This is a genomic window from Streptomyces aurantiacus (assembly GCF_001418335.1).
Classification (GTDB): Bacteria; Actinomycetota; Actinomycetes; order Streptomycetales; family Streptomycetaceae; genus Streptomyces; species Streptomyces aurantiacus.
The window spans coordinates 1-2,657 of the sequence record NZ_LIPP01000419.1 but is presented as its reverse complement, the minus strand read 5'-3'; the positions used below and the strand labels follow the sequence as shown (position 1 = coordinate 2,657).

Annotated in this window: 3 protein-coding genes; 1 reads left to right on the top strand and 2 read right to left on the bottom strand. The window is 71.6% G+C overall.

Translation table 11 applies throughout. The features are described 5' to 3' along the window. Positions 1 to 19: 19 nt before the first annotated feature. The gene (locus AOK01_RS37445; RefSeq protein WP_055519681.1) at positions 20 to 844 is read right to left on the bottom strand and encodes a purine-nucleoside phosphorylase; all 825 of its coding nucleotides are present in this window, start codon (positions 842 to 844) and stop codon (positions 20 to 22) included. Positions 845 to 1,033: 189 nt separating this feature from the next. After that, the gene (locus AOK01_RS37440; protein ID WP_055519679.1) at positions 1,034 to 1,471 is read right to left on the bottom strand and encodes a gamma-glutamylcyclotransferase family protein; all 438 of its coding nucleotides are present in this window, start codon (positions 1,469 to 1,471) and stop codon (positions 1,034 to 1,036) included. Positions 1,472 to 1,666: 195 nt separating this feature from the next. Here AOK01_RS37440 and AOK01_RS37435 point away from each other — a divergent pair. After that, positions 1,667 to 2,657, top strand: a 991-nt coding sequence (locus AOK01_RS37435; protein ID WP_055519677.1) for an NAD(P)H-quinone dehydrogenase, incomplete at its 3' end; no start/stop codon positions are given.

The window sequence follows — 2,657 nt, the reverse complement described above, 5'->3', positions numbered from 1 at the left end:
GGGCGGCGGGGGCGAAAACCTACAGGCGCTCCAGAACCTGCGTGAGGAGCGCTCCCATGTGCGTGGCGGAGTCCCGCCCGGCCTGGAGCACCTCCTCGTGGTTGAGGGGCTCCCCGGTCATCCCGGCCGCGAGGTTCGTCACCAGGGAAATGCCGAGCACCTCCGCCCCGGCCTCCCGCGCGGCAATCGCCTCAAGCGTCGTCGACATCCCGACCAGGTCCGCCCCGATGGTCCGAGCCATCCGGATCTCCGCGGGCGTCTCGTAGTGCGGCCCGGGGAACTGCGCGTACACACCCTCTTCGAGCGTCGCGTCGATCTCCTTGCACAGCGCCCGCAGCCGCGGCGAGTACAGATCCGTCAGGTCGACGAAGTTCGCGCCGACGATCGGCGACGTCGCCGTCAGGTTGATGTGGTCGCTGATGAGGACCGGCTGCCCGGGGCGCATGCCCTCGCGCAGCCCACCGCAGCCGTTGGTCAGCACGATGGTCTTGCAGCCGGCGGCCACGGCCGTCCGGACACCGTGTGTGACGGCGGCGACCCCGCGGCCCTCGTAGTAGTGGACGCGGCCCAGGAACACGAGCGCACGCCGGTCGCCGATCCGGTACGAGCGGACCTTGCCGCCGTGGCCCTCGACCGCCGGAGCCGGGAAACCGGGCAGGTCCGTGACCTGGAACTCGGCGTCGGGTTCGCCCAGGGCATCCACGGCCGGCGCCCAGCCGGATCCCAGCACGAGGGCGACGTCATGGGTCTCGGCGCCCGAGAGTTCCCGCAGGCGCGCGGCGGCGGCGTCGGCGGCGGCGTACGGGTCGCCCTGGATGTCGTCCGGAAGAAGAGATGCGTTCACGCGCATGAGGGTAGCCGGTTCGGGCCTACGCGCGTAGATGTTGGTGGTCACGGGTTTGCGATCGTTGTCTTGTTGTTTCCGCCGGAGTTCCGTCGAGGTTCCGCCGAGGTTCTGTCGGTGGTTCCGCAGACGGTCTTCCGAACGCCTCGTCGGCGCCTCGTCGGCGGTCCCGGCGGCGTGTCCCGTGGGTCAGCAGGGGCGCTTACGCAGCTCCATCACGTAGTCGTGCGGGGCGCCCGCCGACTCCGCCGCGTCCGCCAGCTCGCCCAGGTAGCGGGCCGAGGGAAGCCCTCCCTCGTAACCGTTGAGGACGTACAGCCACGCCGAGTCCTCGCCCTCCAGCGTGTGGATCCGTACGCGCATCCGCCGGTAGACGTCGAGGCCGACACCCTCCCAGCGGTCCAGGGACTCCTCGTCCGGGGGCGCGATGTCGTACAGGGCCACGAAGACCTGGGAACGCGGGGCCTCGACGATCGTCGCCAGCGCGCCCTCCCAGCCCATGTGCTCGCCGCCGAACGTCAGCCGCCAGCCGTTGAGCCACCCCGTGGCGCGCAGCGGCGAGTGGGGGGCGCGGCGCGTCATGAGCCGCGGGTCGAGATTGCCGGCGTACGCGGCGTAGAGCGACATGGGACCGAGGGTACGGCAGCGGACGCGTGTGACTCGCCCGTGACGGGAGCCCCCGACCGCACACCGATCACGCGGTGACGGCGTACTCGCGACGTACTCACGGAGTACTCGCCACGTACCGCTCGCGCGCCGATCGCGTATCGGCGACACCCGGAGGGAGCCCCCGGGCGGAAGCATCTTGAAGCGTGCGGGACAATGGAGCATGTGACTCGGATCGTGATCATCGGCGGCGGACCCGGCGGATACGAGGCGGCCCTGGTGGCCGCCCAGCTCGGCGCGGAGGTGACCGTCGTCGACTGCGACGGTCTGGGCGGGGCGTCGGTGCTCACCGACTGCGTCCCGTCGAAGACCCTCATCGCGACGGCCGAGGTGATGACCACCTTCGACTCGTCGTACGAGGAGCTGGGGATCATCGTCGCCGATGACACTCCTCACATCGACTCGCCCGCGCGCGTCGTCGGTGTCGACCTCGGCAAGGTCAACCGCCGGGTGAAGCGGCTCGCGCTCGCCCAGTCCCACGACATCACGGCCTCCGTGACGCGTGCCGGGGCGCGGGTGCTGCGGGGGCGCGGACGTCTTGAGGGCATGCAGGCCCTGGACGGGTCGCGCAAGGTCGTCGTACGGGCCGCGGACGGCAGCGAGGAGACCCTCGTCGCCGACGCCGTGCTCATCGCGACCGGCGGGCACCCCCGCGAACTGGCCGACGCGCAGCCGGACGGCGAGCGGATCCTCAACTGGACCCAGGTCTACGACCTCGACGAACTGCCGGACGAACTCATCGTGGTCGGCTCCGGTGTCACCGGCGCCGAGTTCGCCGGCGCCTACCAGGCGCTCGGCTCGCGGGTCACCCTCGTCTCCAGCCGCGACCGCGTGCTGCCGGGCGAGGACCCGGACGCGGCGGCCGTCCTTGAGGACGTGTTCCGGCGGCGCGGCATGAACGTCATGGCCCGCTCGCGCGCCGCGTCCGCCAAGCGCGTCGGGGACCGGGTCGAGGTGGCGCTCGCCGACGGCCGCGTCATCACCGGCTCGCACTGCCTGATGGCCGTCGGCGCCATCCCGAACAGCGACGGCATGGGCCTGGAGGAGGCCGGGGTCAAGGTCCAGGAGTCCGGGCACATCTGGACCGACAAGGTCTCCAGGACCACGGCGCCCGGCGTGTACGCCGCCGGTGACGTCACCGGTGTCT